Below are 24,546 nucleotides of genomic sequence, written 5' to 3' on the forward strand. Positions count from 1 at the left end.
GATAAAACCCTTTAAGTCAGGAATTTAAACTGACTTAAAGGGTATCGACTTCTATATTTTTGTTTGTCTTAGAATAAGAATTCTTTGATAAAAATCACTAAACCAAAGAAAAAAATGGCGCAACCAATATAAAATTTTATTTTTTTAATCATTGAAGAATTGAAGATTGGCATCGTCATATGGTCTGTATAGTATTTCATTGGATTGCTTCTAAATAACGGCGATTCACTTCTTCCCAATTCACAACATTATAAAATGCCGCAATATATTCGGGACGACGATTTTGGTATTTTAAATAATAAGCATGTTCCCAGACATCTAAAGCCAGAATCGGGATATTTCCATTCATCAGTGGTGAATCTTGATTGGCACTGCTTTCTACGATGACTTTCTTTTCAGGGGTAACGCTCAACCATGCCCAGCCACTACCAAATCGTGTCAGTGCTGCTTTGGTAAAAGCTTCTTTGAAGTTTTCAAAACCGCCAATATCTCTGTCAATTGCTTCAGCGATTTGTTTAATTGGCTCTCCACCACCTTGAGGACTCATTACTGTCCAGAATAAAGAGTGGTTAGCATGTCCACCACCATTATTAATCACGCTATTTTTAAGATCAGCAGGAACTTCATTCACTTTTGAAACCAGTTCTTCAATCGACAACTTTTCCCATGGCGTACCTTCAACTGTAGCATTGATATTATTGATATAGGTTTGATGGTGTTTGGTATGGTGGATTTCCATTGTTTTTGTATCAATATTAGGTTCAAGTGCATCGTATGCATAAGGCAGTTGTGGAAGCGAGTAAGCCATGAATCAATCCTGTTATGTTGAGTATAGTGATAATGCTAATAATTATCATTATTATATATGAGCATCAAAAGTGCAACCAACTTAACTTTATTATTGTGTAGCTGATTTCAAAATAGAGATGATCAATTGAGGCAGGGGCTTAGCGATAGACGCTTGGCGCGTTTTAAGATGTAAATAAATATCGCGTATATTTACTGGAATATTATAATTTTAAATGTTGATATTTTTTTATAAAAACCTGAATACGTGTTTCATTAAAAAGCAGAGTTAAAATTAGATCGATAAGGGGATTGGTCAAAGTGATCCGCAAATCAATCAACAGATCGTTGAATCTAGATTTAGAAAACAAGTTTTAAGTATTCGTCAGACATTTATAAACCAAACTAAAACCAGCGAAAGATTCTATGATGAAAAAAAACAGGTTGAAGAAGTCTTCAACCTGTCTCATCAAAGAATGAGATCTGCTTATACGTTAAAACGGAAGTGCAAGACATCACCATCTTGAACGATGTAAGTTTTACCTTCTAAACGCCATTTTCCTGCTTCTTTAGCGCCGTTTTCACCGTTGTATTGGATGAAATCATCATAAGCGATACATTCTGCACGAATAAAGCCTTTCTCAAAGTCAGTGTGGATTACACCCGCAGCTTGAGGTGCAGTTGCACCCACTTTTACAGTCCAAGCACGTACTTCTTGAACACCTGCTGTAAAGTAAGTTTGTAAGCCAAGTAAGCTATAACCTGCACGAATCACCACATTTAGACCTGGTTCTTCCATACCTAATGCTTCAAGGAATTCAGCACGATCTTCATCATCCAACAATGAAATTTCAGCTTCGATTTGGTTGCAAAGCGGAACAACGATTGCATTTTCCTCAGCAGCTAACTTTTTCACAGCTTCAAGGTGTGGGTTGTTTTCAAAACCATCTTCTGCAACGTTTGCAATATACATGGTTGGTTTTAATGTCATTAAACCAAAACCACGCACAAGTTTACGTTCATCATCATCTAAATCAGCTGCACGAGCAGGCTTGCCTTCATCAAGTAAAGGTAGAATTTTTTCTAAAACAGATTTTGTTGCAAGCGCTTCTTTATCACCGCTTTTAGCTGATTTTGCCAAACGTGTAACTGCTTTCGTTACGGTTTCTAAGTCAGCAAGTGCAAGTTCAGTATTAATCGTTGCAATATCATCTAATGGATCAATTTTACCATTTACATGAATTACGTTTTCATCTTCAAAACAGCGTACAACGTGTGCAATTGCATCAGTTTCACGGATATTTGCAAGGAATTGGTTACCCAAACCTTCGCCTTTAGATGCACCTGCAACTAAACCTGCAATATCGACAAATTCCATCGTAGTTGGAATAACACGTTGTGGTTTAACAATGGCTGTTAATTTGTCTAAACGTGGATCAGGTACAGGTACGATGCCTGTATTTGGTTCAATGGTACAGAATGGGAAGTTTTCCGCAGCAATAGCAGCTTTAGTCAATGCATTGAAAAGTGTAGATTTACCAACGTTCGGCAAGCCGACAATACCGCAATTAAAACCCATGAAATAACTCACAAAGTGTTATATAAAAATTGCGGATGATTTTACATGAAAGCCATGACAAAGTCAGGTCTGCGACCTATAAGTTTTTAAACAGATCATGACTATATTATATCCTGTGCTAAATATTTGAGTGTAAATAGAGTTTTATTGAACAAAAATAATAGTGCAGTTAGAGAAATTGTGAAGGCATATAAATTCTATTGACTAGGATATTCCCAACCCTAGTATGCTTATATCTATACAATATTTACCTGATTTCAGGGATATGTTGATCAATGTTTATTGGTTATTTTTTAACTTCCTTATTGAATAGCAGTACTTAAAATGACTAAACATTATTCAAATGTAAACCTTGTCAATAAGACAAATAAGACTATATCAGAAATCAAGTTTTTACATCGTTATGATTCAGATGTATATAATTATGGCGATAAGGACATTTTAGAGAAAGAAAAACCTTATTTGATTTGTGTCGCAGAATATTGGACAGGTTTTCTAAGAGTCGGTGTAGATTATTGGTGGATCCAATTTAAACTCGAAAATAAAACATATACTTGCAAGGCTAATTTCTTTTGTACGTTAATGTCAGAAGATGGTGGTAAAGATGTGACTGTCGAAGTGCATACTGACAAAATGTATATTAAACCAGCCAAGTCCAGTAGTTGCTATGTTGGTTTATATGAGCCTTCACTTCTTGCTGAACAATTTGAACAAGAGTTGATATTGTCTGGTATAGCGACTGAACCTCAACCGGCTTCAGCATTTAAAAAATGTAATTGCGATTAATGCAAATGTTATAATTTTAGAATAATCGTTATTTAAAAGGAACTAAATCTTCCTTTTAAATAACGTCATAGGGTTCGTATTTTAAAAAAGGATCAATCCGTTCAAATCTTCCGCTTATCCAACTGGCTTGCCAAACTGTCACCAAATGCCTGAACGATCATGACCAAAGCCACCAAGACTACAATCACAGCAAACATCATTTGCATATCAAAGCGTTGATAACCATAACGGTAGGCAATATCACCTAAGCCACCAGCACCAATTGCACCCGCAATTGCAGAGGAGTTAATCATGGTGACAATTGTGACTGTAAAACCTGCCACAATACCGGGAAGGGCTTCAGGTAAAAGCACATGCCAAACAATTTGCTTACGGTTACAGCCCATCGCTTGTGCAGCTTCGATTAGACCTTGATCAACTTCACGCAAGCTAACTTCTGCAATACGGGCAAAAAAAGGTGTCGCGGCTAACGTTAATGGAACAACAGCTGCCCAGACTCCGTAACTGGTTCCGACAATCCAACGGGTTAAAGGAATCAGTGCCACCATTAAAATCAAAAAGGGAACAGATCGGGTAATATTAATCACCGTGCCTAATGCATGGTTAATCTTTTTAGATGGATAAATCCCTTGCTCAGATGTATTGACCAAAATCACGGCTAAAGGTAAACCGATCAAAAAGGCAACAATGGCAGATACACCAACCATCAGTAAGGTATCTATGGTTCCGGTCAGCAATAAATCAATGAGTTGCTCTTGCATAGCCAAGTACCTCTATTTGCGCAATTTGATGTTTTAACCTTTCTTGTAAATTATGCAGGTCTAAATGGGTTTGTTCAGTACCGACAATCAGTGTTCCAATCAAATGGTTTTGGATATTGTCGATGTGACTTTGATATAAATGTACCGATTTTTCAAAAACTTTAAAAAGTTCCACTAAATCAGGTGAGTTTTTCGGATCGGTTTCATAACGTAGTTTTAAAATGCTATGGGTGGAATCTTGTTGCAGCTCTGTATGCACTGGAAAGGGCAAATCGAGCTGTTCTAGGTTTAACAATTCTTGTGTGATTTTCTGCTGAGGCTGTGAAAACACGGACCAGACTTGTCCTGACTCAACAATTTCACCATGTTCAATCACCACCACTTGATCGCAAATTTCACGAATTACTTGCATTTCATGGGTAATTAAAACAATGGTAATCCCCAATTCTCGATTGATTTTTTTCAACAAGGATAAAACCACTGAGGTACTTTCAGGATCAAGTGCAGACGTTGCTTCATCACACAATAATATTTCTGGATGATGCACCAGCGCACGAGCAATACCAACACGTTGCTTTTGACCACCAGACAGCTGTGAAGGGTAGTTATGTGCTTTATTTCCCAATCCGACCAGATCTAAAACATCGTTGACACGTGTTTCAATTTCAGCTTTATCGACATGGGCAATTTTTAAAGGCAATGCCACATTGTCCCAAACGGTTTTGGCAGACATTAAATTAAAATGCTGAAAAATCATCCCGATTCTTTGCCGTGTTTGAATCAATTCAGCATGACTGAGTTCAGCCAAATTCTGTTGATGAATATGAATACTGCCTTCAGAAATACCTTCTAAACCATTTAAGGTTCGGATTAAGGAAGATTTACCTGCACCACTTTTACCGATGATGCCGAAAATCTTGCCTTGAGGAATATCTAAGTTGATATTTTTTAATGCATGGATCTGTTGATCTTGCCCATCATAGTATTTATTCAGATCACGAATTTTGATATGAGGGACTGAAAAATCAACATGCGAACCGAAACTCACCATTTCTATTCTCCTTATTTCCAGCCTGCAAACCACATATCTTTGCCGAAATCTTTATCTAAAATATCTCGAACTTGCTGTGAGTTTTGGAAAGCTTGAATAAATTTCTCTAACTTTTGATTTTTGTCTTGATAATCGGTACGTGTCACAAAAAGAATGGCGTACTTTTTATCAACGGGATCTAAAAACAGCGCACTATGCGGATCGGCTTTTTTTGCCATATTTAAGTAATGCGGAAAACCAAAAATCAGATCTGCATCATCATAAGCTAAAGCTGTTTGTGGACCTTCAACTTCCAAAAACTTCAAGTGTTTTGGGTTTGTAACAATATCTTGAAGTGTTGAAAGTTCATTGTTGATGTCTTTGATTTGAATTAACCCAGCGCGGTGTAGCAAGATCAAAGCACGCGCAGAGTTAACGGGGTCACTGGGGATGACAACACGAGCATTTTGAGGTAAAGCTGCTAAGGATTTATATTGTTTTGAATATAAACCGACATGGCTGCCGCTACCTGTACCAAAAGCATGCAAATCGTAATTGGTTTGTTTAATGGCATTTTTTAAAAATACACTTTGTTGGAAAAAGTTGGCGTCAATGTCACGGTTTTGCACCGCAACATTGGGCGCTTGCCAATCTGAAAATTCGACCAGTTTGACATGGATACCATCTTTCTCTACCTCTTTGGCAACTGTTTGTAGTAATTCTGCATAAGGTGGGCTAATGCCAATCGTGAGTACATTATCCTTTTGTTGATTTTGTACATAACGATAGGTAAACAGCCCCAATAATACGATGACAACAGCAAGACCAATCAGCAGGTTCTTGTTTTTGAGTTTGGAAACTTGGGACATGAGTTATTCCTTATTTCCAACCAGGGAACCATAAATTTTCACCAATATCATCATTCAAAGCCTGTTTGACCTTGTCCGAAGTCTGGTAAATTTTTACAAACTCTTTTAACTGTTTGGCTTTTTCTGGGTGCTTTTGCTCATAGTCATCTTTTACGACAAACAAGATCGCATAACGGGTATTGGTATTATCATCGAGTAATAATGCTTTGTTTGGATCAATGGTTTTTGCAAGACGTAAATAAAGCGGGTAGCTAAATACTAAATCAGCATCATCTACAGCACGCGCAGTTTGAGGTCCTTCAACTTCAATAAATTTAAAGTTTTTAGGATTTGAGATAATGTCTTGTAAGTTCGATAAATGGTTATTCGGATCTTTTAAGGTGATGAGTTTTGCCTGTTGCAAAAGTAACAGTGCGCGACCTTGGTTGACTGGGTCATTTGGAATCACCACACGTGCATTTTCAGGGACAGCCGCTAAAGAATCATATTTTTTAGAATATAAGCCCACATGAGTTGCCACACCTGTGGCAATCGGTTTCAGTTTAAAATCAGTTTCTTTTAATGCATTGGTTAAAAATGGTTGGTGTTGGAAATAGTTTGCATCAATATCACCATGATTTAGTGTGATATTCGGTGTGTTCCAATCTGAAAACTCCACCAGTTTAATATGAATCCCTTGTTTCTTGGCTTCCTCTGCTGCAACTTGTAAAGGCTTGGCAAAGGGTGGGCTAATACCAATGGTGATTTCTTCTGAACCGGCTTTTTTATGTTGGTTCCAATAAAAAAGTCCTGCAATCACGGCAATAATGATCACACCAAGCAGAATAAATTTATTCTTGGAGCCTGATTTTTTGGATGGATTACCATTTGTAGGTGAGTTTATTTGAGTCATGTGACACCCCTTAAAGTGAAATTATTCAATTCATCATGTTTGCTGATTAGGTTATTTAGGCAGTTTGCTTTTGCCGATCTGCCGTTTCGATGCTGTTGTTATGATTTGAGTTTTGACATCGAAAATCAGCAGCAGGATGTTGTTGGGTTAAATGATCACCCTGGTTAAAGATTTTGTTGCGTAAAGAACCATTTTCATATTTGGTTTTAAATCTGCCACGTTGTTGAAGTTTAGGAATAACAAAACGAATAAAGTCATGATGTGATTCAGGCGCAACAGTACGAGTTAGGTTAAAGCCATCAATACCTGTTTCATCAATCAACTGAATTAATTTTTCAGCAATTGTTTCACCACTTCCAACAATCAGTGGATAACGACCACCGAGTTGATGCTGTGCTTTAAGATCGTTAGGCGTGATTTGGTTTTCCTTAAATTTATTATTGACTGAAGCAATACTGTTGGTTTGTTGATATGGGATTGCCTCATCATCAGCATAATTGGATAGGTCTATACCGACTGAACTTGAGAAATGTGCTAAACCTGCTTCTGGACTTGCATAGCGGGCATATTCAGCTAATTTCTCTTGAGCTAATTCATCTGTTTCTGCTGTAACCACTGTGATTCCCACAAAGATTTTAATATCTTCGGGATTACGGCCTTGCTGCACAGTCAATTCTCTAATCTTGTCCACTTGTTGTTTGATTTTTGCAGGTTGATCACCCCCAATAAAGACACATTCCGCATGACGTGTGGAGAATGCTAAACCGCGTGGTGAAGCACCTGCTTGAAAGAGCACAGGGGTACGCTGTGGTGAAGGTGAGACTTGGAAAACACCTTGGCTTTGATAAAAACGCCCTTGATGGTTAATTTGATGAACTTTTTTAGGGTCAGTAAAAATACGCTTTTGCTTATCTTTTTGTACTGCATCATTTTCCCAAGAACCTTCCCAAAACTTATAGCAAAGCTCTAAAAATTCTTCAGCTTGTTCATAACGTAAGTCATGATCTTTTAAACCTTTTTGCCCAATTAAGCGTTCAGCACTGTCCAAATACCCCGTCACAATATTCCAGCCAATCCGACCTTGTGTCAGATGATCTAAACTCGCGAAGCGCCGTGCGAATTGGTACGGAGTTTCGTAACTTAAGTTTACGGTCACGCCAAAACCTAGATTTTGGGTTACAGCTGCCATTGCAGAAATCAGGGTAGATGGGTCATGACTCGGCAGTTGGATGGACTCTTTTAAGGTTAAATCTATACCATTCTGGTAGACATCATAAACACCGGTAATGTCTGCGATAAACAACCCATCAAATAAACCTTGCTCCAAGGTCTTAGCGAGATCAGTCCAGTAATTAAGCTCATTAAAACGATGAGATTCATCACGCGGATGGGTCCATAAGCCGTGATTGATATGGCCGACACTGTTCATGTCAAAAGCATTGAGTAAAATTTGTTTTTTAGGCGCTGTATGTTGAGATGTATGTGTCATTACAATGTCCCTCTGCGTGGTGGAAGGATGTTGTTTAATACATAGTTTCCAATAAAATAATATTTCCAGCGTGATGCATCATGCAGTGTATGTACCCGTACATTGCGCCAATGTCGATCTAAGCCATCGGCACGTTGACTACCGCGACTTCCAGCCAACTCGATCAATTTTGAAGACGCTTTTAATGCTGTTTCTGTACTGTGTGCACGGACTTTAGCTACATCTAGTGAGGCTTTGGCAATATTTTCAACTGTAGGTTGTGGTTTTGCTGCATCAATAGATTGAGCAGCTTGTTTTAATAAAACCTCACTTGCTCTTACATCAGCAGCAACACGACCTAATTCATAAATGGTCAGTGGATCTTGGTCTGCACGTTCTACATTGGCATCAATCCATGCGCGTGCTTGTTTAACCCGTTCTATTGTTTCTTCAAATGCTGCACGCGCAATGCCTGTTTCAATCGCAGCATGCATAATTTGTGCAAATGGCCCAACAAGGGTGGGTTCAGAAAATGCAGTGTCAAAACGAATGACATATTCAGATTCAACAAAAACTTGATTGAATTTTACGGTACCACTACCTGTGGTTTTTTGTCCAAAACCTGACCAATCATTGATACGTTGTAAGCCTTGTGCATCTGCAGAAATAAAAGCCAAATATTCACGTTCTTCAGCATCACGGACTAATGTCGGAATACGATGGGCAAATAGACTGCCCGTGCAATAGAACTTTTCCCCATTGACCACATAACCATGTTCAGTTTGATTAATTTGGGTATGCTTTTGTGCAGCAGTCTTGGTCTTAAATTCAGCGAGGGCATTGCCAAAACGTGCGCCTTGAAGTACTTCGCTATAAAGTTTTTTCTTTTGCAGTTCTGTGCCTGTATTACGTAATACTTCTAGTGCATAAAAATGGTTTTGTGGGATTTGACCAATAGAGCCATCTATGCCACTGAATAATGCAATTATTTTAGCAACAGTATGACTAGAGACCTCTGCACCACCATATTGCCGTGGTACAGTGATCGCCCATAACCCTGATTGACTAAAAGCTTCAACCTCATCAAAAGGTAAAATTCTTTCAGCATCACGGAGTACCGTATTCTCTTTAAATTGCTGACTCAACTGTTGCGCGATTTCTAAAGCTTCTTGATCATTTTGAATAATATGTGCTTGTGCAAAGGGATGGTTGTGTACATCCAATGTTTTATTGATATCTTGATAAGTTGTCATAATATTTCCCTGATGAGTAACAAAGTCGTTTAACTTTAAATCCACGCATGGCGCTGATTTTGCGTACCATTTAAGTAATAGTTTCCAATGGCATGAAGTTTCCAACGCACAGGGTCATGTAAGGTATGTACACGAGCATTGCGCCAGTGTTGATCGAGATTATGTGTTGCTAGACTTGAACGACTACCGCCCAATTCAAGTAGCTTTTCAGAAATAAGTAGTGCTGCATCATTGGCATACACTTTTGCCTCAGCAACGATAATGGAGGCTTTACTGGCTTGTTCAGGACTGACGATATCTTGTGAATCTAATTGATCTAAATATTCTGCGGCTTCATCCAGTAATAAAATAGATGCATCGAGTAAGATATTGAGCTTACCGACTTCTTGTAGGGTATAGGCTTCAAAACTGGCTTTATCCACATTGGCATCAATGATTGGGCGCGCTTTATGGATTGCAGATAAAGTATCTGCAAATGCAGCTTCTGCAATGCCCACATCAATCGCAACCTGAATCAGTTGTGAGTACGCACCACGATATTTTGAAGCATCGGCAAGTGGTTTTTCATCCATAATAAGATCTGGGTGAACCACAACATTCTTTAAACGCACTGTGCCACTTGCCGTTGTACGTTGTCCAAAGCCATCCCAATCATCAACAATTTCAACACCGTCAGCTTTTGCATTAATAATCGTTAAAACAATATGACCATCTGGGTGAATTGCGCGTATCGCCAACCAATCGGCAAAATGTGAACCCGTTGAATAAAACTTCTCACCATTTAAAAAATATTGACCATTGATCTGTTCTAAACGTGTTTCAATAGTGCGGGTATCTTTAGTATTGCGTTCTGGGCCTCCATTAGAAAGACGTTTACCATTTAAAATTTCAGTATAAATAAACTGTTTTTGCTGTTCATTGGCGATATGCTCAATGGCATTTAACAAGCCAAATTGATTTTGAGGAATCTGACCAACACTGGCATCTGCCTTGGATAAAATACGAAAAACATGCGCAAGGGTTTTATTTGAAACTTGAGCGCCACCATATTTTTTGGCAATACGAATTCCGCCTAATCCTTTGAGGCTTAATTCTTGAATGACATCAACAGGTAAAATTCGTTGTTGATCACGTATATTTCGTTCTACCAAAGCAAAATCAGCAACTTGGTAAGCTGCATTTATTGCTTGTTGATCGTTTTGGATCACAAAGGCTGAGGTAGAAGAATTCAAACTAGACATATTGGCACCTTTCAATAGATACCAAAACGCTAAGCAATATTACGGTAAAAATTAAACGAACTATTGTGCTTAACTTATCTAAAATTATTGTTAGGATAAAAATCGCAAAGTTTTTTAATATTGAGTATAAGTTAACATATTGAAATTTATAATTTAGTTTAAGTTATTCTAGTCTGATTTTTAGTTTGAGTCAGCTTTGTTATTCCTATTGCGAATAAAGAATAAAGAAACTGATATAACCATAGAATAAGCATTGGGTCATATGACGAGCGATTGAAGTAAAAAGTACATTGTAATTCAGGTGATGAATGTCTAAAGTACATAAGATTACTCAGGATTAATCTTAACTTTTAGATTTATCTAAGCTTTTAATTAAAAAAATAATTTGGAGACTACATGCGTACGTTGTACCAATTCCCACTCTCGCATTACTGTGAAAAAGCCCGTTGGTTGCTTGATCATAAAGAATTGGATTTTGTTGCGCAGAATTTAATCCCAGGTGTCCATCGTGCATTTGCACAACTTAAAACAGGGCAAAACAAGCTGCCTATTTTAAAAGATGGAGAACGTTTTATTGCGGGGTCGACTCAAATCGCATTGTATCTAGATGATGTTTATCCTGAACATCGACTGCTTCGTACCGATCATACGCTTCGTGAAAAAACCTTAGAAATTGATCTGATTGCCAATGAGTTAGGTATTCATGTACGCCGTTGGGGATTGGCACATGCTTTAGCAGAAGGCGATGAACCGCTAGAAATTATGATTGGTGAAAAAGGCTATTTACGTCAATTTGAAAAAATTTCAAAGCCTATTCTAAAAACTATGGTTTCAAAAAGTTATCAATTGGACAAAGAGAAAGTCGAAGAATCTAAATACAATTTAGAGCTGACTATCGACAGTTTAAATAAGATCTTGATTGATAACGGTTGCCGCTATTTTGTGGGTGATCGCCTTGGTTTGGCAGATATTTCAGTATGTTCAATTCTTGCGCCTTTATTAGAATTACCTGCGACACCGTGGGAAAAGGAATATGCAGAAAATATTTCTCAAGAGTTTACCGAGTTTAGCCAACATTTGTTAGAACTTCCTTTAGGGCAATACGTGAAAAGAATTTACGCAACTGAGCGCAATGCACGTGTAGATTGGCGAGGAATGTAAAATTTCAAAGCAAGAAACTCTCCAATTTACTGAAAAATTAAGTATCATAGTGTGGAATTGGAGATTTTTTAATGCAGAAGTTCGTAATTTTAGGTGCGATAAGCACTGTTTTATTGATGGTGGGTTGTACTGAGAAAAAGCCTGCAACTCCTGAAGAAATTTGGAAAGGTTACTGTACCAGTATTGGTAATGCTGCACGCTCTATTACTCTAGATCGTCAAAATGGGATTACCAAGAAAGAAGCAATTGAGTATGCAAATAAAGTCACTGATCCAACGACTAAAGGCTTTGTACTTGAGTATTTAGAAAAAGTCTATGCATTATCAGATGCAGAGCTAAAAGCGGATAAAGATGCAGTTCAAGCAAAGTTTAAGAACGAAGCATTTGAACAGTGTTTAAATACACCGCATGATCCCAAAAAAATGCCAGATTATAAACCGTTCTAAGGAGCGGTTTTTTTATGGCTTAAAGTACCAAAATAGGCAATATGCTTGGTTAGCAGACAATGAAAGAATAGAATTTGTGTAAATTAGAAATGCGAATCGTGAATGGTCAATACATTCACACTTTTGAGTGTCCATCCCTTTAAATCATTTATATGTGTTTTTTGCATAAAGATTACCATGACGTGTTTTTTATGTTGGGTTATCGAGAATCTCTAAGTAATCGACAAGCCTCGTCACAAAAAATGATTAGCATATAAATTGAAAAGCATATATACAATATAGAAATAGAAAACAAAAAGTAGCATAGGAGTGAGACAATGGAAGTAGTTGCTTATTTACATAATGCAGATTTGCTCTTAGAAGATGACAATGGTGTCGCTGTGATTAGCGGAAGTCATTATGTGCTGAGTTTAGGTGATCAAGTTTTTTTCCAAGACGTCATTGACGAACGAGCGAAGTTATACCAAGTAAAAATTTCATTTGCGTGTACTGAACATTCAATGTTTCATGAAGATGAAGTGCAAATGAAATTTGAAGGTTGTCGTACAGAATTTCAAAAGTATGTAGACAGTACAACAGTCCACTAAGGTGGAATGTACTTTGCTCTAAAAAAAAGGCAACATATGTTGCTTTTTTTATGGCTAAAACAGTCTAAAAGCCATGTAGGCATAACTTCTTTCGGATTAAAGAGAAGTTCATGTTTTACAAAGATAAGGGTCTGCTGGCATTTCATAAATGGTTTGAGTTGTAGGCTAAAATTGAGCAGGCAAGGTATGAAACGAAGAGAATAGCGAGATTATTTTTGAGTTTCATAACGCAGACTGAGATAATTTTAGCCACAACCCTGAGCAAGAACAAAGCACTGCTTTGTTTGCAGCGCAAGGCGCAGCGGGGGGACTAGAGTGTTTTTTGCTGCTACATCGTTACGAACTATTCATTTAGAATGACTAAATTTCATATTTCATGCCTTGTATCATCTAAAAAACACCCGTAGTCGCAAACATAGACGAATTGTCAACAGACCCTGTATTTTTAGGGATTTTTCGATTTAATTTGAGAAATAATTTACATAAACGTCTAATGAAAGCGTACTGTGTAGATCTGTAGTTAAATGAAGCGAAAAGTGATGAGTATTTATTTATAAAATAATGGTCATCACGAATTAATACGCTCATTGCATTAACTTTTGGCTTGATTTTTAGTAAAATTTGACAGTCCATATTGCCTGTGAAGCTTTAATAAGCAGGAATTCACAGGTAAATTTTTAAAAAGAGGAATTACACCGTGCTAGAAGCTTACCGCCAACACGTTGCAGAACGTGCCGCACTCGGAGTCCCACCGAAGCCACTTGACGATGCTCAAACTGCTGACTTGGTTGAATTACTAAAAAATCCACCAGCGGGTGAAGAAGCATTTTTAGTAGATTTGCTTGAAAACCGTGTTCCAGCAGGTGTTGACCAAGCTGCATATGTAAAAGCTGCTTTCTTGACTGCTGTTGCTAAAGGTGAAGCGACTTCTCCATTGGTTTCTAAAGAGCGTGCGGTTTACTTATTAGGTACTATGCTTGGTGGTTATAACGTAGCACCTTTGGTTGAATTACTTGATGATGCTGCACTTTCAAGCTTAGCTGCTGAAGCATTGAAAAAAACGCTTCTTGTATTTGATGCGTTCCATGACGTTGCTGAAAAAGCCAAAGCGGGTAATGCAAATGCACAAGCCGTTATGCAATCTTGGGCTGATGCTGAATGGTTTACTAGCCGTAAAGACGTTCCAGAAGAAATCAAACTTACTGTTTTCAAAGTAACTGGCGAAACAAATACTGATGATTTGTCTCCTGCACAAGATGCTTGGAGCCGTCCAGATATCCCATTGCATGCAAACGCAATGCTTAAAAACGTACGTGATGGTATCAACCCAGAAGTTCCTGGTGAAGTTGGTCCATTAAACCAAATCAAAGAACTCATCGCAAAAGGCAACCAAGTTGCTTATGTTGGTGACGTTGTTGGTACCGGTTCTTCTCGTAAATCTGCGACTAACTCAGTGCTTTGGTTCTTTGGTGATGACATTGCTCACATCCCGAACAAAAAAGACGGTGGTTACTGCTTAGGTTCTAAAATCGCTCCAATTTTCTTCAACACAATGGAAGATGCTGGTGCGTTACCTGTTGAAATTGATGTTGCTAACATGAACATGGGCGATGAAATCGTTCTTAAAATTGATCATGCTGCAGCAAAAGTAACTGCATTTAAAGCAGGCGAGCAAATCGCTGAATCTGAGTTGAAGACGCCTGTTCTTCTTGACGAAGTTCGTGCGGGTGGTCGTATCAACTTAATCGTTGGTCGTGGTTTGACAACTAAAGCGCGTGAAGCTTTAGGTCTGCCAGCATCTACTTTATTCCGTGTTCCAGTTCAACCTGAAAACACTGGTAAAGGCTTTACTCAAGCTCAAAAAATGGTTGGCCGTGCTTGTGGTCTTCCAGAAGGTCAAGGCGTTCGTCCAGGTACTTACTGTGAACCGAAAATGACGACTGTTGGTTCGCAAGATACGACTGGTCCGATGACACGTGATGAATTGAAAGACTTAGCTTGCTTAGGTTTCTCTGCTGATCTTGTGATGCAATCTTTCTGTCACACAGCTGCATATCCAAAACCAGTTGACGTTCAAATGCAACATACGCTTCCTGATTTCATCATGAACCGTGGTGGTGTTTCATTACGTCCAGGTGACGGTATTATTCACTCTTGGTTAAACCGTATGCTTCTTCCAGATACAGTTGGTACTGGTGGTGACTCACATACACGTTTCCCAATCGGTATTTCATTCCCAGCGGGTTCTGGTCTAGTCGCGTTTGCTGCTGCAACTGGTGTTATGCCATTAGATATGCCTGAGTCTGTACTTGTTAAGTTCAAAGGTAAAATGCAACCTGGTATCACGCTACGTGACCTTGTACATGCAATTCCTTACTACGCGATTCAAGCGGGTGACTTAACTGTAGAGAAAAAAGGTAAGAAAAACATTTTCTCTGGTCGTATCTTAGAAATCGACTTAACAGAAATGGAAACTGACCTAACTGTAGAGCAAGCATTCGAACTTTCTGATGCTTCTGCTGAACGTTCTGCTGCTGGTTGTTCAATCACACTTTCTGAAACGAAAGTTGCTGAATACCTGAACTCTAACATCACCATGTTGAAGTGGATGATTTCTCAAGGTTATGGCGATGCACGTACTATGGCTCGCCGTGTTGAGAACATGGAAAAATGGTTAGCGAATCCATCACTTCTTAAAGCTGATGCTGATGCTGAATACACTAAAGTGTATGAAATTGATCTTGCTGACATTAAAGAACCAGTTCTTTGCTGCCCGAACGATCCAGATGACGCTAAACTTCTTTCTGATGTTCAAGGCGTTAAGATTGATGAAGTATTCGTTGGTTCTTGTATGACGAACATTGGTCACTTCCGTGCAGCTGGTAAATTACTTGATAAAGTACCAGGTGGTTCATTGTCTACTCGATTATGGTTGGCTCCACCAACACGTATGGACGAGCATCAATTGATGGAAGAAGGTTTCTATAACATTTATGGTAAAGCTGGCGCGCGTACTGAAATGCCAGGTTGTTCATTATGTATGGGTAACCAAGCACGTGTAGCTCCGAACACTACTTGTGTATCGACTTCTACGCGTAACTTCCCGAACCGTTTAGGTCAAGGCGCAAATGTATACTTAGCTTCTGCTGAGCTTGCATCTGTTGCTGCGGTACTTGGCAAATTACCTTCTCCTGAAGAGTATCAACAATATGCTGCTCAAATTGACAGCATGTCTGCTGACATCTATCAATACTTGAACTTCGACAAGATGGGCGAGTATACAGATGCTGCTAAAGGTATCGATACTAAGAAAATTGCTGCTGCTCAATTAAGCTAATCTATTGAAAAATATATTAAATTGAGTTGAAACTAAGGGCTGATTATTCAGCCCTTAGTTTTATGTATAAAAATGCTTATATGTGCTATTTACTTAAATATAATGGTTAAAATGATATTCGAATGGTTTATACAATAGAGTAAAGGAATTACATCAATGTTATATAAACTGGTGAGAAATGGCTCAAGTACACGATTTTGTTGTCCTAGATAAAGAAACATATGCATATGAAGATCATATGCAACTGGTTAATCAAGTACCTTATGATGTTTCAATTCATGATGATCTTATTCTGTATTTTTATGATTTTTTACAATGGATACCTGCTTATAATCCCTCGATGGAAATAAGACATATGGGATTAAATCTTTATGGTGTAACTATTATTGACATTGATGGGGCTCAACAAGCATATGATTTATTTGTACATATCGTGGATATTCTTAAACTTTCACCAGAAACTTTAAAACTAAATGGTGGTTATTCTTATCAACTCGCAGATGATGAAGATCCGTTTAGTGAAAGTAAGGAATGTCGAATTGTCAGAAATAGTTTAAAACAAGAAAAATTAACCTATCAACGAGATGATATTATCGATCAATTTAAAAAAATAGCTGAATGTTTTAAAAAAGTCATTGATTCAAATGGACAATTATATGTTTTACATTTTGGAGTATAAATTTTTTTAAAATATTAAGTGTAAAATGTATCTTATTATAATTAATCTATAACTATTTGAGATATCAAATATTCTATTTCAAATATGAAATGATCAGTTTCATCGATTCGAATGAAAATCGTTAACTATACTTTTTTATAATATTCATCATCATCTTTTTAAAATTCAAAATAACAATAATCGAATTAATATTTAGTGGGTCAAAATCAGTATTGATAGAGTCAAAAAATGCCAATAGCATAGGATAGATTTTTTGATCATCTATAAATGAGTTTGTATTTGGATTAAAATATTGAGAATAATAATCAATCTGAATATCTGAATATCTGAATATCTGAATATCTGAATATCTGAATATCTGAATATCTGAATATCTGAATATTCTGGATTTTCAAATTGAAATAATACAAATTTTTTATTTATATTACTGATGCTATTTGAACAAATGGTAAATAATAATGCTATACAAAAATAGTCAAGCTATTGTTTATTCAATACTTTTATATTTAAATCAATTAAATAATTTTCAAGTGCTGTTTGAATGATAATAATAACATCTGCTAAGTCTGTAGAAATATTTTTAACAATATTTGAATGCTTCATCATTTTTCTAAATTTTAGTGAATGAGTGGGTATTGTATTGCAAAACTATTGTTTTTTTAAAACAATAGTTTTGATGCACAATATATTGCATTGCAATACGCTTAGGATACTTTGTTAAGCTAATATCAAGGAATGGATATAGGTCATGCAATACGTTATTTGCGAAAACGGAAGGGCTGGACTCAACATCAATTAGCCGATTTTTTCCAATACTTCAAAAAGTAATATTTCCAATCTTGAGAATGGTAATCAAGGGTACAGTCCTGCAATACTCCAATACCTTGCGGAAGCTTTTAATTGTTCTGTCGCACAGCTATTCTTATTGGCTGAGAGTTTAGATGAGCAAGAGAATGTCTCAGAAAATTGGGATAAGATGTCTATCGATGCTTTATTTATACAATTACCCAAAGATATTCAAGATAACTTAAAACAACTGATATATAGTTTGATTCAAAATAAATCCTCGTAATCTATTTTTATAAGTAAATTATTACATTCAAATTTTTATTATTCTAAAATTTTAATGATCTGTTTTAAATCAATTAGATTCAGTGAAAAATAAATAAATTTTTTGATCATTTTTTATAAATTAATCAATTGGGTAAAGCTTAATTTTCTTTAATAACCATTTGCTTAATCAGAAAGTTTTTGAGTAGGCATTAAAAAGCCCCTTATTCAGGGGCTAGTCGTATAGATCACTCTATACTTATATAAGGCTCATCTCATACTGAGTCTATTAAAACACAAAATGAGATATTGAGCCATAAAAAAGATGAGCTGTAGCTCATCTTTTTTAGACAAGAAAATTAATGTGCATTTGCTACAGCAGGTGCAGCAGCGGCTGTCGCATCATTTGCAGCTTTACGAGTAGGTGTATAGTTTAAACCTAAAGTCGAGCTGGTATATGTACGCACTTGATCAAGCAGAGCAGGGTTGGTATTTAAATCCTGTTGATAAGACTTCACAATCTCATGCAATTTTGGATTCCATTTACCTTTCACTTGCTCTGGGAACGCTTTTTCCATCAAGCTCAACATAATATATGGAGAGGTTGATGCACCAGGAGAAGCACCAAGAAGGCCAGTGATTGAACCATCTTTAGAGGTGAAAATCTCAGTACCGAATTGAAGTGTTGCTGGTTTACCCGGTGCTTTTTTGATGATTTGAACACGTTGGCCAGCTTGGCTTAAAGTCCAGTCTTCAATTTTTGCATCTGGATAATACTTTTTCAATTCATTGAACTGATCTTGCTTAGACATCGCCACTTGGCTGACTAAATATTTCACCAAGTCCAGATTTTCTATTCCAATGGTTGCCATCGGAATCACATTGTTTTTGTTGGTCGCATCAATTAAATCAAACTGAGAACCATTTTTTAGGAACTTGTTTGAATAGGTTGCGAATGGGCCAAACAATACATACTTTTTACCGTCAACGTAACGAGTATCAATGTGTGGTACAGACATTGGAGGTGCACCTAATTCAGGCTTACCATAGACTTTTGCAGTATGTTGTGATGTAACAGCTGGATTGTCTGTCATCAAGAAAATACCACCGATCGGGAAGCCAGCATATTGCTTAGTTTCTTCCAGACCTGTCATTTGTAATAATCTAATTGCGGCACCGCCCGCACCAATAAACACATGGCGAGTTTTAACATGACTGGTTGTATTGGATTTTAGATTTTTAAACGATACAGTCCAAGTTTTGTCTGCATTTTGACTAATACCTGTTACTTCAGATGAAGTTTCAAGTTTGAATTTAGGCTGTTTTTTCAAATGATCAATTAATTGAGTCGTAATTGAACCATAATTTACATCAGAACCTACGTCCATACGTGTTGCAGCAACTTTTTGGTTTGCATCACGGCCCTGCATAACTAAAGGCGCCCATTGCTTAATTTCAGCAGGATTTTCAGTATATTTTAATCCTTCGAACATTGGGCTTTGGCTCATCGCTTCATAACGTTTTTTCATGTAGTTCACGCTATCGCCCCAAACAAAGGCAATATGTGGTACAGGATTAATAAAGCTGTTTGGTTGACCCAGCACGCCATTTTTGACTTGATAAGCCCAGAATTGTTTACTTACTTCAAACTGTGAAGCAGTATCAATGGCTTTTTTAATATCAACTTTACCGTCTTTCTCAGGGGTATAGTTCATTTCCATAAAGCCAGAGTGTCCCGTTCCTGCGTTGTTGAATCCCGCAGAACTTTCTTGACCTACTTGATCCAAACGCTCATACATATTGATGGTCCAGTCTGGTTCAACTTCATTGAGGTAAGTCCCCAAGGTTGCACTCATAATACCGCCACCAACAAGTACCACATCTACAACTGGTTCATCTGCTGTTGTGTTGACTTTTTTAGAAGCAATTGGTCTAAATAAAAAGATCAATCCAATAACAAATATAACCCCGATGACAATCAGTAGGTATTTAAAAAATCTCTTCATATATTTCCTGTTTCATCAAGTTTTAATAATATTGTAATGTAGAAAAGTTACATAAATCTTAGTTTGTGTAATGATTTTTTTCGTAAATGATTTAAATATATGAAATAATTTGTTTTTAAATTTGTAAAGATGTGTACGAAAAACAACCAGATTAAAATTTGATTAGTATATTTGTGTAATAAATATTCAAAAAAGTCTTAGACTAAAGTACTATTTTTTGTAGGTGTTAAGCTTTTTGTATCTTTAAATTGGCTGAAAAATATGCTAAAAACAAGAGTTTTCAGTCTAAATATGAAAACTCTTCTCAGTTTTTTTGCTCATTCAATCATCATTAGGTCTGATTTATTTTCAAGCTTTAAAGGACGTAAAGCAAAAATAGAGCGGGTATGACGAATACCTTTCATTGAATATAAGTTTTTACGTAAAAAGCGTTCATAATGTTCAGCATTTTTCACCGCAACTTTGACCAAATAATCATAATCACCTGTTACCAAATGCGCTTCTATAACTTCAGGCATTTGACTAAGCGCATCACTAAATTGTTCTAAGATCTCGTCGTCATGACGTTCTAAAGTGATCTCAATAAAAAATAGCTCATTAATCCCGATGGCTTTGGCATTAATGGTTGCAGTATAGCCTTCAATGACATTTAAAGATTCTAGACGTTTAACGCGTGTCCAACATGGTGAAGAGGAGAGTCCAACCAGATCAGAAAGCTGAGCGACTGTTAAACGTCCATCTTTTCGAAGTGCCGATAAAATTTTGCGATCAATCCTATCTAAAGTGTACTGACTTTCATTCATGAGCTTTACCACAGAAAATATTTTCGATAATAATGAAATATGTGAAAAATCATTCCGAAAATACTGGAGATTTATATTAAATACGGGAAACATTCTATTCAGTAGAACGTTAGAATAAACTTATCAAATCAAAGACATTTGGGAGACTGGCTTTGATTTAGCGGATAGTATCTTTAGAGGAAAGGGTGCCTTTAACGATACTGTCCGCGACCTTATTCTACGCTTTAAAAAATTTATAAAAATAGCTTTAAAACGATAAAATTCAACCGCGCCTTCACAAAATGCATATGATTCAATAAGACATTGTAATCTTATTTATTCTATAACAAAAAATTATGCAATGAATAAGATATATTTATACTTTGAGTTCGAGGCTTTAACATTCAAAATAGTCAACAAAATTGTAATCTCAAGTAGCTGAAGATGTGCAATTAAATCGAGAAGTATTAAGATGCTTTATTTTTAAAATAAAGAATAATGCATGCGATTCACAGCTTGGTACACACTTCGAAAATTTGTATATGACAATTTGCATAATGAAGATTATGAAACATGGTTTAGTCGTGCGATCAATTTTTCTTTGATTTTTCTAATTATTGGTAATGTTGTTGCGGTGCTTTTAGAATCAATCAATGATGTCTATAAAGCCTATCAACTTTATTTCGATGCTTTTGAAGATTTTTCAATCATTGTATTTACAGCTGAATATATTTTACGTTTTTGGAGTGTTGTAGAAAAAGAACCGTTTGATTCTGAGTGGAGAGTACGCTGGAAATATGTGACCAGTGGTGCTGCGATTATCGATTTACTGGCGATTTTACCTGCATATATCAACTTCTTTGTACATATTGATTTGAGATTTTTGCGGATTTTACGCTTATTACGTTTATTGAAACTTACCCGATATTTCATTTCACTACAGATTTTACTTCGTGTTATAGAACGTGAAAAAGGTTCATTTCAAGCAGTAATTTTTATTTTGGTCATTATGATCGTAATGGCAGCAGCAGGTATCTATGTCGTGGAAGGTCGAGCGCAACCTGATGTCTTTAGCTCAATCCCTGCATCTATGTGGTGGGCCGTGGTGACATTAACCACTGTTGGTTATGGTGATGTAACACCGATTACACCCCTTGGACGTTTTCTTGGTGCATTGATTACCATACTTGGCGTCGGATTAGCCGCTTTACCTGCAGGTATTTTGGCAAATGGTTTAGCCAATGAATTAGAGTTAAGAAAACAACAACTGGAGTTGAAGTTTCGAGATCTGTTAGAAAGTTGCGAAATTGATATTATTCATGATGAAGACAAAATTGATGAGATTCGTAGAGATGTTGGCTTATCTGCTGAGCAGACGCGAGATATTGTTTTACAACTGATTCGTGAACGTAAAGAGCAGGAATTGGAAAGAGAAAAAAACAAGTATTGTTTCTGTCCAAATTGCGGATATAAGTTACCTGAGTGAGTATGATTAAAAAGGGATTTATACAATAAAAAATAAATGAAAAATAAATGAAAAATTGAAGTGTAACGATTAAAAATAACTTTTTCTAAAGTTACACTTCAGATACAATGTAAAAGATCAGGCAATTACAACTGAACAAAAGAATGGATTGTCGACACAACGCATTGGATTGTAATTAAGTATGAAAATTAAAAGTTTATCAAAAATTGTTTTATTTGCTGTAATTTCTCTAAATACAGGCTGCGCTGCTGTCATGGCAACAAAGCAACCAACAAAAAAAGATTTATCAATATTTAATAAAGGCGTAGATCGTAGTTTAATTATTGCTGAAATTGGGGCACCTATTACATCTGAATTTAAAAATGGTAAACGTTATGAAATTTACACATTTATGCAGGGATATTCAAAGGCTAATAAAATAAGCCGTGCGGTTTGGCACGGTGCGGCAGATGTCTTCACTTTAGGACTTTGGGAAATTATTGGCACACCAACAGAATCAGCTTTTAATGGGAAAAAAACTTCTTATGAAATGGTTTTTGATGCTGATGATCGTTTAGAAAGCTCTAAATTATTGACAATGTCAGAGTATAAAAATGATTCAAATTCTACAGCTGAAATAGAAGTTAAAAAATAGATGAATACTTTATGAGAATAGAAACAAGGAAGCACATCGCTTCCCTGTTTTATTTTAATGTACCTTTATCAATGTTTAATTAGGTCATCATCTGTATAGCTCTATCGATTCTTACATTGGCTGAGACGAATCAATCCGTGCTTTAAAAGCTTCACAATAAAAGTGATAATTTCAATCTGTTTAGTGATGAAAATTCTTCTGAATATTTTGACCAACGAATAGACTAATAATAGTTTTACATATTTTTTAATGAATTATTGAGTAAATTTAAGTATTAATAACGCCATAAAAGTTTTGAATGGTTAACAATGAACATTAATGTTGATATTTTTGGCACGATTGCAATTGCTGTAGCCGTTCTTTTTATTGGTTATTTTCTTGTAAATAAGATCAGTATATTAAAGCAATATAATATTCCTGAACCTGTCGTAGGTGGGTTAATTGCTGCTGCTGTAACATTTGTACTGTTTAAGCAATTTAATTTAACCGTAAATTTTAATGCCAATATTCAACAAAGTTTTATGTTGATGTTTTTTACTTCTGTTGGACTGAGTGCAAGTCTGGTTAAATTAAAAGAAGGAGGTAAATCGCTGCTTCTTTTTATGGTTTGCGTGGTGATTTATGTGTTATTGCAAAATGCTGTTGGTATAAGTTTGGCAACTGTATTGGATTTAAATCCTTTGATTGGCTTGATTGCAGGATCCGTCACTTTAACTGGTGGACATGGTACAGCTGGAGCATGGGGCAGTATTTTTGAAGAAAATTATGGTATCAAAGGTGCGGTTGTCTTAGGAATGGCGAGTGCGACATTTGGTCTGGTCATTGGTGGAATGATGGGTGGTCCAGTTGCAAAGTTTCTGATTCGTCGCTATCAATTGGCTGAAGAAATTGCGCCATCAGCAACGCGTATGCAAGCTCCCCCATCGGCTGAAACAGCGCCATTTGAATATCCAGAAAAAACCCGTTTAATCACCGCTGATGATGCAGTTAAAACCATAGGAATGTTTGCACTGTGTATTGTATTTGCTAACTTTATGACAGGTGTTGCCAAAGGGCAATGGTTTGAGCTACCGACCTTTGTATGGGCATTGGGATGTGGAGTATTTTTACGTAATACGTTGGAATATGTATTTAAAATTGAACTGTTTGACCGTTGTATTGATGTGTTTGGTAATGCGTCGCTGGCATTATTTTTAGCTATTGCCTTGATGTCTTTACAATTATGGCTACTTGCTGATTTAGCAGGTCCTTTGGTGATTATTCTGATTGTTCAGACTATTTTTCTTGCTTTATATCTGTTTTTTGTTACTTTCCGTGTTATGGGTAAAAACTATGATGCAGCAGTATTGTGTGCAGGTCAGTGTGGGGTGAATTTAGGCGCAACACCAACTGCCATTGCCAATATTCAAGCAGTGACGAATACTTATGGGCCATCGCATAAAGCTTTTTTAATTATCCCTCTAACAGGTGCATTTTTTGTTGATATTGTGAATGCTATAGTCATTCAAACCATCACAAAGTTTTTTTAAATGTTCTTTTACAAAAAGTGATGCGATCACTTAAGGATTTGAAAACAGCCATAAAAGTGGCTGTTTTTCGTATTTAAATTAGTTTTATCATTACTCATTACTCATTACTCATTACTCATTACTCATTACTCATTACTCATTACTCATTACTCATTACTCATTACTCATTACTCATTACTCATTA

The 24,546-nt window shown here is 36.6% G+C and carries 20 protein-coding genes; 9 read left to right on the top strand and 11 right to left on the bottom strand.

Going from position 1 to position 24,546, the window contains the following annotated elements; genetic code table 11:
* Positions 1 to 196 precede the first annotated feature (196 nt).
* A complete protein-coding gene (locus ACG916_RS14125) occupies positions 197 to 808 on the bottom strand; it encodes a superoxide dismutase (RefSeq protein ID WP_419327426.1) in 612 nt (203 codons plus the stop codon).
* Between the two features lie 465 nt (positions 809 to 1,273).
* Complete coding sequence (ychF, locus tag ACG916_RS14130; protein WP_336953014.1) at positions 1,274 to 2,365, bottom strand: redox-regulated ATPase YchF; 1,092 nt, start codon at positions 2,363 to 2,365, stop codon at positions 1,274 to 1,276.
* Positions 2,366 to 2,689: 324 nt separating this feature from the next.
* Here ychF and ACG916_RS14135 point away from each other — a divergent pair, with 324 nt between their 5' ends.
* Entirely contained in the window at positions 2,690 to 3,151 is a 462-nt protein-coding gene (locus tag ACG916_RS14135; RefSeq protein WP_336953012.1) for a hypothetical protein, read from the top strand.
* 101 nt (positions 3,152 to 3,252) lie between these two features.
* Here the strand turns inward: ACG916_RS14135 and ACG916_RS14140 are convergent, their stop codons facing one another.
* From ACG916_RS14140 to ACG916_RS14170, 7 genes are read right to left on the bottom strand one after another with little or no spacing between them, the layout of a single operon-like run.
* Complete coding sequence (locus ACG916_RS14140) at positions 3,253 to 3,912, bottom strand: methionine ABC transporter permease (RefSeq protein WP_336953011.1); 660 nt, start codon at positions 3,910 to 3,912, stop codon at positions 3,253 to 3,255.
* On the bottom strand, positions 3,893 to 4,963 hold the full coding sequence (locus ACG916_RS14145; RefSeq protein ID WP_336953010.1) for a methionine ABC transporter ATP-binding protein: 1,071 nt from the start codon (positions 4,961 to 4,963) through the stop codon (positions 3,893 to 3,895). The genes ACG916_RS14140 and ACG916_RS14145 overlap by 20 nt, the downstream gene beginning before the upstream one ends.
* Positions 4,964 to 4,974: 11 nt before the next feature.
* Complete coding sequence (locus ACG916_RS14150) at positions 4,975 to 5,811, bottom strand: MetQ/NlpA family ABC transporter substrate-binding protein (RefSeq protein ID WP_419327427.1); 837 nt, start codon at positions 5,809 to 5,811, stop codon at positions 4,975 to 4,977.
* A gap of 10 nt (positions 5,812 to 5,821) precedes the next feature.
* Positions 5,822 to 6,703, bottom strand: coding sequence for a MetQ/NlpA family ABC transporter substrate-binding protein (locus ACG916_RS14155; RefSeq protein ID WP_419327428.1), 882 nt, complete (start codon positions 6,701 to 6,703; stop codon positions 5,822 to 5,824).
* A 55-nt stretch (positions 6,704 to 6,758) separates the two neighbouring features.
* The gene (locus tag ACG916_RS14160; RefSeq protein ID WP_419327429.1) at positions 6,759 to 8,192 is read right to left on the bottom strand and encodes an LLM class flavin-dependent oxidoreductase; all 1,434 of its coding nucleotides are present in this window, start codon (positions 8,190 to 8,192) and stop codon (positions 6,759 to 6,761) included.
* Complete coding sequence (locus tag ACG916_RS14165; protein ID WP_419327430.1) at positions 8,192 to 9,424, bottom strand: SfnB family sulfur acquisition oxidoreductase; 1,233 nt, start codon at positions 9,422 to 9,424, stop codon at positions 8,192 to 8,194. Before ACG916_RS14165 ends, ACG916_RS14160 begins: the two co-directional genes overlap by 1 nt.
* A gap of 35 nt (positions 9,425 to 9,459) precedes the next feature.
* Positions 9,460 to 10,665, bottom strand: a complete 1,206-nt coding sequence (locus ACG916_RS14170) for an SfnB family sulfur acquisition oxidoreductase (protein ID WP_419327431.1) — start codon at positions 10,663 to 10,665, stop codon at positions 9,460 to 9,462.
* A gap of 396 nt (positions 10,666 to 11,061) precedes the next feature.
* On the opposite strand from ACG916_RS14170, the gene ACG916_RS14175 reads away from it, so the two are divergent.
* The 5 genes from ACG916_RS14175 (at position 11,062) to ACG916_RS14195 (ending at position 16,875) form a co-directional block, all read left to right on the top strand.
* Complete coding sequence (locus tag ACG916_RS14175) at positions 11,062 to 11,826, top strand: glutathione S-transferase family protein (RefSeq protein ID WP_004821170.1); 765 nt, start codon at positions 11,062 to 11,064, stop codon at positions 11,824 to 11,826.
* 71 nt (positions 11,827 to 11,897) lie between these two features.
* Positions 11,898 to 12,272, top strand: coding sequence for a hypothetical protein (locus ACG916_RS14180; RefSeq protein WP_336953003.1), 375 nt, complete (start codon positions 11,898 to 11,900; stop codon positions 12,270 to 12,272).
* 317 nt (positions 12,273 to 12,589) lie between these two features.
* Positions 12,590 to 12,859: a hypothetical protein gene (locus tag ACG916_RS14185; RefSeq protein ID WP_419327432.1), complete on the top strand. Its 270-nt coding sequence runs from the start codon at positions 12,590 to 12,592 to the stop codon at positions 12,857 to 12,859.
* Positions 12,860 to 13,556: 697 nt separating this feature from the next.
* A complete protein-coding gene (locus ACG916_RS14190) occupies positions 13,557 to 16,196 on the top strand; it encodes a bifunctional aconitate hydratase 2/2-methylisocitrate dehydratase (protein WP_336953001.1) in 2,640 nt (879 codons plus the stop codon).
* Positions 16,197 to 16,374: 178 nt separating this feature from the next.
* Complete coding sequence (locus ACG916_RS14195) at positions 16,375 to 16,875, top strand: hypothetical protein (RefSeq protein WP_419327433.1); 501 nt, start codon at positions 16,375 to 16,377, stop codon at positions 16,873 to 16,875.
* Between the two features lie 1,409 nt (positions 16,876 to 18,284).
* Here the strand turns inward: ACG916_RS14195 and mqo are convergent.
* On the bottom strand, positions 18,285 to 19,931 hold the full coding sequence (mqo, locus tag ACG916_RS14200; RefSeq protein ID WP_336953000.1) for a malate dehydrogenase (quinone): 1,647 nt from the start codon (positions 19,929 to 19,931) through the stop codon (positions 18,285 to 18,287).
* Between the two features lie 317 nt (positions 19,932 to 20,248).
* The gene (locus ACG916_RS14205; RefSeq protein ID WP_419327434.1) at positions 20,249 to 20,734 is read right to left on the bottom strand and encodes an Lrp/AsnC family transcriptional regulator; all 486 of its coding nucleotides are present in this window, start codon (positions 20,732 to 20,734) and stop codon (positions 20,249 to 20,251) included.
* A 481-nt stretch (positions 20,735 to 21,215) separates the two neighbouring features.
* Here ACG916_RS14205 and ACG916_RS14210 point away from each other — a divergent pair, with 481 nt between their 5' ends.
* The 3 genes from ACG916_RS14210 to gltS all read left to right on the top strand — a co-directional run bounded on the left by ACG916_RS14210 (position 21,216) and on the right by gltS (position 24,362).
* The gene (locus ACG916_RS14210; protein WP_419327435.1) at positions 21,216 to 22,199 is read left to right on the top strand and encodes an ion transporter; all 984 of its coding nucleotides are present in this window, start codon (positions 21,216 to 21,218) and stop codon (positions 22,197 to 22,199) included.
* 181 nt (positions 22,200 to 22,380) lie between these two features.
* Positions 22,381 to 22,833, top strand: a complete 453-nt coding sequence (locus tag ACG916_RS14215; protein WP_419327436.1) for a hypothetical protein — start codon at positions 22,381 to 22,383, stop codon at positions 22,831 to 22,833.
* A 308-nt stretch (positions 22,834 to 23,141) separates the two neighbouring features.
* Complete coding sequence (gltS, locus tag ACG916_RS14220; RefSeq protein ID WP_419327437.1) at positions 23,142 to 24,362, top strand: sodium/glutamate symporter; 1,221 nt, start codon at positions 23,142 to 23,144, stop codon at positions 24,360 to 24,362.
* Positions 24,363 to 24,546 lie beyond the last annotated feature (184 nt).

It is taken from the genome of Acinetobacter legionensis, from assembly GCF_048552295.1.
In the GTDB taxonomy this organism is placed as follows: domain Bacteria; phylum Pseudomonadota; class Gammaproteobacteria; order Pseudomonadales; family Moraxellaceae; genus Acinetobacter.

Bases quoted from the DNA above. Each gene is read 5' to 3' on its own strand.
- ACG916_RS14125 (WP_419327426.1), bottom strand. From the start codon at position 808: ATGGCTTACTCGCTTCCACAACTGCCTTATGCATACGATGCACTTGAA.
- ychF (WP_336953014.1), bottom strand. From the start codon at position 2,365: ATGGGTTTTAATTGCGGTATTGTCGGCTTGCCGAACGTTGGTAAATCT.
- ACG916_RS14135 (WP_336953012.1), top strand. From the start codon at position 2,690: ATGACTAAACATTATTCAAATGTAAACCTTGTCAATAAGACAAATAAG.
- ACG916_RS14140 (WP_336953011.1), bottom strand. From the start codon at position 3,912: ATGCAAGAGCAACTCATTGATTTATTGCTGACCGGAACCATAGATACC.
- ACG916_RS14145 (WP_336953010.1), bottom strand. From the start codon at position 4,963: ATGGTGAGTTTCGGTTCGCATGTTGATTTTTCAGTCCCTCATATCAAA.
- ACG916_RS14150 (WP_419327427.1), bottom strand. From the start codon at position 5,811: ATGTCCCAAGTTTCCAAACTCAAAAACAAGAACCTGCTGATTGGTCTT.
- ACG916_RS14155 (WP_419327428.1), bottom strand. From the start codon at position 6,703: ATGACTCAAATAAACTCACCTACAAATGGTAATCCATCCAAAAAATCA.
- ACG916_RS14160 (WP_419327429.1), bottom strand. From the start codon at position 8,192: ATGACACATACATCTCAACATACAGCGCCTAAAAAACAAATTTTACTC.
- ACG916_RS14165 (WP_419327430.1), bottom strand. From the start codon at position 9,424: ATGACAACTTATCAAGATATCAATAAAACATTGGATGTACACAACCAT.
- ACG916_RS14170 (WP_419327431.1), bottom strand. From the start codon at position 10,665: ATGTCTAGTTTGAATTCTTCTACCTCAGCCTTTGTGATCCAAAACGAT.
- ACG916_RS14175 (WP_004821170.1), top strand. From the start codon at position 11,062: ATGCGTACGTTGTACCAATTCCCACTCTCGCATTACTGTGAAAAAGCC.
- ACG916_RS14180 (WP_336953003.1), top strand. From the start codon at position 11,898: ATGCAGAAGTTCGTAATTTTAGGTGCGATAAGCACTGTTTTATTGATG.
- ACG916_RS14185 (WP_419327432.1), top strand. From the start codon at position 12,590: ATGGAAGTAGTTGCTTATTTACATAATGCAGATTTGCTCTTAGAAGAT.
- ACG916_RS14195 (WP_419327433.1), top strand. From the start codon at position 16,375: ATGGCTCAAGTACACGATTTTGTTGTCCTAGATAAAGAAACATATGCA.
- mqo (WP_336953000.1), bottom strand. From the start codon at position 19,931: ATGAAGAGATTTTTTAAATACCTACTGATTGTCATCGGGGTTATATTT.
- ACG916_RS14205 (WP_419327434.1), bottom strand. From the start codon at position 20,734: ATGAATGAAAGTCAGTACACTTTAGATAGGATTGATCGCAAAATTTTA.
- ACG916_RS14210 (WP_419327435.1), top strand. From the start codon at position 21,216: ATGCGATTCACAGCTTGGTACACACTTCGAAAATTTGTATATGACAAT.
- ACG916_RS14215 (WP_419327436.1), top strand. From the start codon at position 22,381: ATGAAAATTAAAAGTTTATCAAAAATTGTTTTATTTGCTGTAATTTCT.
- gltS (WP_419327437.1), top strand. From the start codon at position 23,142: ATGAACATTAATGTTGATATTTTTGGCACGATTGCAATTGCTGTAGCC.